At 69.8% G+C, this 4,966-nt stretch carries 7 protein-coding genes; 1 reads left to right on the top strand and 6 read right to left on the bottom strand.

What is annotated here, in order from left to right; genetic code table 11:
• From VGF12_RS05850 to VGF12_RS05860, 3 genes are all read right to left on the bottom strand, one after another.
• Positions 1 to 628, bottom strand: a 628-nt coding sequence (locus VGF12_RS05850; protein ID WP_331175103.1) for a TerC family protein, incomplete at its 3' end; no start/stop codon positions are given.
• 119 nt (positions 629 to 747) lie between these two features.
• Positions 748 to 1,761: a 2-dehydropantoate 2-reductase gene (locus VGF12_RS05855; RefSeq protein WP_331175104.1), complete on the bottom strand. Its 1,014-nt coding sequence runs from the start codon at positions 1,759 to 1,761 to the stop codon at positions 748 to 750.
• A 12-nt stretch (positions 1,762 to 1,773) separates the two neighbouring features.
• Positions 1,774 to 2,313: a DUF962 domain-containing protein gene (locus VGF12_RS05860; protein ID WP_331175105.1), complete on the bottom strand. Its 540-nt coding sequence runs from the start codon at positions 2,311 to 2,313 to the stop codon at positions 1,774 to 1,776.
• 103 nt (positions 2,314 to 2,416) lie between these two features.
• Between VGF12_RS05860 and VGF12_RS05865 the strand changes: the two genes are divergently transcribed.
• A complete protein-coding gene (locus VGF12_RS05865) occupies positions 2,417 to 3,022 on the top strand; it encodes a YceI family protein (RefSeq protein ID WP_331175106.1) in 606 nt (201 codons plus the stop codon).
• On the opposite strand, the gene VGF12_RS05870 is transcribed toward VGF12_RS05865, so the two are convergent.
• From VGF12_RS05870 to moaA, 3 genes are all read right to left on the bottom strand, one after another.
• Positions 3,008 to 3,532, bottom strand: coding sequence for a GNAT family protein (locus VGF12_RS05870; RefSeq protein WP_331175107.1), 525 nt, complete (start codon positions 3,530 to 3,532; stop codon positions 3,008 to 3,010). The genes VGF12_RS05865 and VGF12_RS05870 overlap by 15 nt on opposite strands.
• Positions 3,525 to 4,085 (bottom strand): molybdenum cofactor guanylyltransferase MobA, encoded by a 561-nt coding sequence (gene mobA, locus VGF12_RS05875; RefSeq protein WP_331175108.1) that lies wholly within the window; start codon positions 4,083 to 4,085, stop codon positions 3,525 to 3,527. Before mobA ends, VGF12_RS05870 begins: the two co-directional genes overlap by 8 nt.
• A partial coding sequence (gene moaA, locus VGF12_RS05880; protein WP_331175109.1) for a GTP 3',8-cyclase MoaA occupies positions 4,078 to 4,966 on the bottom strand: 889 nt, incomplete at its 5' end. The genes mobA and moaA, both read right to left, overlap by 8 nt.

Here is a 4,966-nt window from a genome sequence, read left to right on the forward strand (position 1 = left end):
GATGGCCGAAGCCTTCCGCCACCAGCACCACGCCGACGGCGACGAGGAAGCTCAGCGCCAGCATCTTGATCGTCGGGTTGTTGGACACGAAGCGGCCGATGGGCCCGGCGAACAGCATCATCAGGCCGACCGAGCAGATCACGGCGGTGATCATGATGCGCACGTCGTCCACCATGCCGACAGCGGTGATGATGGAGTCGAGCGAGAACACCAGGTCGATGATCATGATCTGCAGGATCACCGAGGCGAACGCTGCCTTGGCCTTGCTGCCGGTGCTGCTGACCTCGTCCTCGCCTTCCAGCGAGCCGTGGATCTCGACCGTGCTCTTCCAGATCAGGAACAGGCCGCCGCCGATGAGGATGAGGTCTCGTCCCGAGAACCCGTAGCTGAAGACGTGGAACAGCGGTTCCACCATGCCGACGATCCAGGCCAGAACCATCAGCAGGCCGATGCGCATGAACATGGCGGCGAACAGGCCCAGCTTCCGCGCCAGCTCCTGGCGGGCCTTGGGCAGCTTGTCCACCAGGATGCTGATGAAGATGATGTTGTCGATACCCAGCACCAGCTCCAGCGCCGTCAGCGTTGCGAGAGCGATCCAGGCCTGGGGGGAAGACAACAGTTCAATCATGGTGAGCGCAAAGCGTGGGGAGCCCAAGATTGTCGTCAACCGGCAGGCGGCGCGCATCCAGGCCGGAATTGAATGAGGCTTCGACGTTGCTTGGGGTGTCGGCCCGGGGTGCTCGGTCGTCAGGACAGGCCAAGGGCCCGCAGCAGTTCGGTCGGCGAATAGGGGTGGCGGCGCTTGGGCCAGGCCTGCACCAGGGTCTGCATGCGCAGGTTCAGCGGCGCGCTGCGGCCGAGGCCGCGGGCCAGGCGAACGATCTCGCCGCACAGGGCGTCGACCTCAGTGGTGCGCCCCTGGGCCAGGTCGTCGGCCATGCTTGAGCGTGCCTGGGCGTCGACGCGCAGCATGCGCGCGGCAGCTAGGCGGAAGATGGGTGTCGGCATGCGCAGCAGCATCAGCAGCCGGCGAGGCGGCAGCGGCGTCAACTGGGCGACGGGGCGCTGGGCGGCGTCCAGCAGGTCCAGCGCCTCCTGCTGTAGCGCCGCCAGCACGCGCCGGTAGCCGCGCTGCAGCAGCTCGTCGCGCAGCGGCAGACCGGACAGCGCGTTGACTGGGTTGTTCAAGTTCAGCAGGAGCTTGCCCCACTGCACCGGCGCCAGGTCGGCATGCAACTGCAGTCCCATGCCATTGCGGGCCAGCGCGGCCTGCCAGGCGGCCAGAGCAAGATCCTCGGGCGTGCCCTCGGCAGCCAGCGCACCGCCGGTACCCCGGTGGTAGTGGCCTGGCGAGATCTCGGCGACGTTGAAGGGCACCATGCCGGCGTGCCAGTGCAGCTGCGGCGCGGCCTCGCGCGCGGCCGCGGCATTGGATATTCCGTTCTGCAGGCTGACGACCGGGGTGCCCAGCGGCAGCGTCAGGCCCAGCGACGTGGCCGCCTCGACGGTGGCGCCCGACTTCACGCACAGCAGCACCAGGTCGGGCTTCAGCCCCACGGGCGGCTCCTCGTGCAGGCGCAGGTTCAGTGCCGGGATGCGGCGGTCCAGGCCGTCCTGGTCGGTCAGGCGCAGGCCCTGCTTGCGCAGGTGGGCCAGCACACGCGGGCGACCGACGAAATGGACCGGCACGCCGGCCAGTTGGGTCAGGCCACCGACGAAGCAGCCGACAGAGCCGGCGCCCATGACGAGAACGCCGGTCATGGTGTCAGCGGGTCAGACGGGGTGGGCGAGGTCGCGCAGGTGGGTCGGTCCCACGCGTTTCTCGATCTCGGCCAGCAAGGGGCGGCCCCAACCCAGCATGAACATGGCCTCGCCGACGACGAACATCGGGCCGACCAGCAGGCCGACGAGGTCGTCAACGAAGGCGGGTTTCCTGCCCTCGTAGTAGTGGCCGATGAACTGGATGATCCAGCCGACGACGAAGCTGCCGACGCCGATGACCAGCCAGCTCGCCGTCGAGCCCTGGGCCGACGTCATGGCCAGCGCCGTCAGTACACCGTTGACGATGGCGGTGGCGGCGCCCAGCACGATGTTGCCGCGGGTGAGGTACCAGAGCGAGCTGACGGCCCAGAGCACGATGGCCGCGTTCATGGGCGTGTCGGCGAGCGTGAACTCGGCGCGCGCCAGCAGCACGCTGATGGCGAACACGATGAGGGGAATGCCGACGAAATGCGTCGCGATGTTGCGGCGATCGCGGTGGTAGGCGGCGTACTGCGCCATCAGGTCGAGGGCAGGGCGGAACAGGCTGGCCATGGCGGGGCTCCGTTGAGGAGGATGGTGGCTATGCTAGTCCAGCATGGCGCTGCAGCGTCACGTACCGCCCGATAAACCCCCGCGGGAAACCCCCGACTTGAGCGTGCAAACGACATCCCGACGACGCCTCTTGCTGCTGGCAGCGCTGGCCGGCCTGGCCGGCTGCGCCAGCCTGCCACCTCCGCACAATGCCGTCGCGCCTGAGGGCGACGAGTTGCGCATCCTCGTCTTTCGCGGCGGCACGGCGGCCCGGCTGGGCCACAACCATGTGCTGCGCGCGGGCGGGCTTCGCGTGGCGTGGTCCGCCGCAGGGCCGGTGCTGGACTTTCGCCTGGCCGCGCTGGAGATTGATCCGCCAGCGCTGCGCGAGCGTCTCGGGCCGGCCTTTGCCAGCGCCATGGACGACGCGGCCCGCGAGGGCACGCGCGTCAATCTGCTGAAGGCGCTGGAGGCATCCGCCTATCCCGACGTGGTCGTGCGCACGCTGCAGCAGTTGGGCGAGGGCGGGCGGCGCGCCATTGAGGCGGAGATCACGCTGCATGGCGTCACGCGGCGGCAATGGTTCGTCGTCGATGTGGAGGGCCGGCGCGCGCGCGGCGAGGTGGTCGTGCGGCAGAGCGAGTTCGGCATCCAGCCCTTCACGGTGCTGGGCGGCTTGCTGGCCGTGCAAGACGCGTTGGTCGTGCAGTTCGAGTTAGTCCAGCCTTAGTCGCATCAGGTCCTTGTCCAGGCCGCGGCCATCGGCGAGCCGGATGGCGTCCGGCAGGCAGCCGTAGCGCACGAACCCCTGGCCTTCGTAGAGGCCGATGGCGGCCCGGTTGCCGGCCGTCACGCTGAGGGTGACCTGAGCGAGGTCGGGGTGGGTCCGGAGCCTGGCGAGGGCGGCGGCGAGCAGGGCGCGTCCGATGCCGCGGCCACGATGGGAGTCGGCCACCATCATGCCGACCAGGTGGGCGATGTGCCGCACCTTCAGCCGCGGCTCGCGCTCGCAGGTCAGCGCGCCCACGAGGCGGCCATCGTCCAGCGCCACCAGCGTGAACAGCGTGGCACCGTTGCCGCCGCCGGCCAGGCGGTTGCGGTAGCTGGCCAGGTCGCGCCGGCCCTCGGTCTCGGCGTCCGACGTGAAGGCCTCGGGGTGGCCGGCGAGCATGGCGTCGCGCAGCGCCTTGTAGGCGAGCAGGTCGGGCTCAAGCATGGGCCGGATCTGGAGGTCAGCCATGCAGATCGGCGGGGTGGTTGAGGTTGGCGAAGGCGGCCTCGTCGTCGAAGCGGGCGATGCCGTGCGGTAGCGACGTCATCCAGCGCAGCACGGCCCGGCCGCCGCTTTCCAGATGCGCGGCCAGCGTCCCGCGCAGTCGGGCATGCAGCAGCGCGTGGGTCGGGTGCTCGCGCGTCGCCCGAGCGAAGGCCAGGCCATGGGGCTGGGCCGCGGCGAGCAGGCGCCGGGCCAGATCCGGTGGCAGGTGCGGGCTGTCGCACGGTGCGGTCAGCAGCCATGCATCGTCGGGGATGGCCTGCAGGCCTGCCAGCATGCCAGCGAGTGGGCCGGCGAATTCGAGGCCTGGGGGATCGGGTAGCACGGTGTGGCCCAGTGCGGCGTAGACGTCGAGATTGCGGTTGGCGCTGATGAGCACCTGCGCGGCCTGTGGGGCCAGACGTTCGATGACGTGGAGTGCCAGCGGCCGACCGTCCAGTGCCTGCAGCCCTTTGTCCACGCCGCCCATGCGGCTTCCGCGGCCGCCGGCGAGTACGAGGGCGTGAAGCTCAGCCACCGATGTAGTGCATTTCGACGCGAGGCTCGGCCGCGGCCGCGGCCGTACCGCGCAACTGTGAGTAGCGGTCGTTGCGGCCGGTCCAGACGCCGACGATGGCACCAGCCAGCTGACCATCGTCGATCGGCTCGCCACGCAGCAGCGCGCGCAGGTCGTGCCCGCGGTGCGCGAACAGGCAGGTGTAGAGTCGCCCTTCCGTCGACAGCCGTGCCCGATTGCAGTCTCCGCAGAAGGCCTGCGTGACGGAGGAGATGAAGCCGATCTCGCCGCCGCCGTCCGCGTAGGCCCAGCGCTCGGCCGTCTCGCCCGGTGCGCTGTGCGACAGCGGCGTCAGCGGCCACTCGGCCGCGACTCTGCGCATCACGTCGGCGCTGGGCAGCACCTGGTCCATGCGCCAGCCGTTGGTGGCACCGACGTCCATGTACTCAATGAAGCGCAGCACGACGCCACTGTGCCGGAAGTGGCGGGCCATGGGCAGGATCTGGTCGTCGTTGACGCCGTGCTGCACCACCATGTTGACCTTGATCGGCCCCAGGCCCGCAGCCTGCGCGGCTCGAATGCCGTCCAGCACGTCGGCGACCGGAAAGCCGACGTCGTTCATGCGCTGGAAGACGGCGTCATCCAGCCCGTCAAGGCTGACCGTCAGGCGCTTCAGCCCGGCGGCGCGCAGTCCGGCGGCCTTCTTGGCGAGGGTCGAGCCGTTGGTGGTCAGCGTCAAGTCCGGCACGCGGCCGTCGGGCGTGCGCAGCTGGGCCAGCATCTCGATCAGCGACTCCAGCCCGCGGCGCAGCGTGGGTTCGCCGCCCGTGATGCGCAGCTTCTCGGCGCCCAGGCTGACGAAGACGCGCGCCAGGCGCGTGATCTCCTCGAAGCTGAGCAGG

Source organism: Roseateles sp., from assembly GCF_036404855.1.
GTDB lineage: Bacteria > Pseudomonadota > Gammaproteobacteria > Burkholderiales > Burkholderiaceae_C > Pelomonas.

What these genes read in the sequence shown, in the direction of transcription:
- VGF12_RS05855 (WP_331175104.1), bottom strand. Translation starts at nt 1,761, where the DNA reads ATGACCGGCGTTCTCGTCATGGGCGCCGGCTCTGTCGGCTGCTTCGTC.
- VGF12_RS05860 (WP_331175105.1), bottom strand. Translation starts at nt 2,313, where the DNA reads ATGGCCAGCCTGTTCCGCCCTGCCCTCGACCTGATGGCGCAGTACGCC.
- VGF12_RS05870 (WP_331175107.1), bottom strand. Translation starts at nt 3,532, where the DNA reads ATGGCTGACCTCCAGATCCGGCCCATGCTTGAGCCCGACCTGCTCGCC.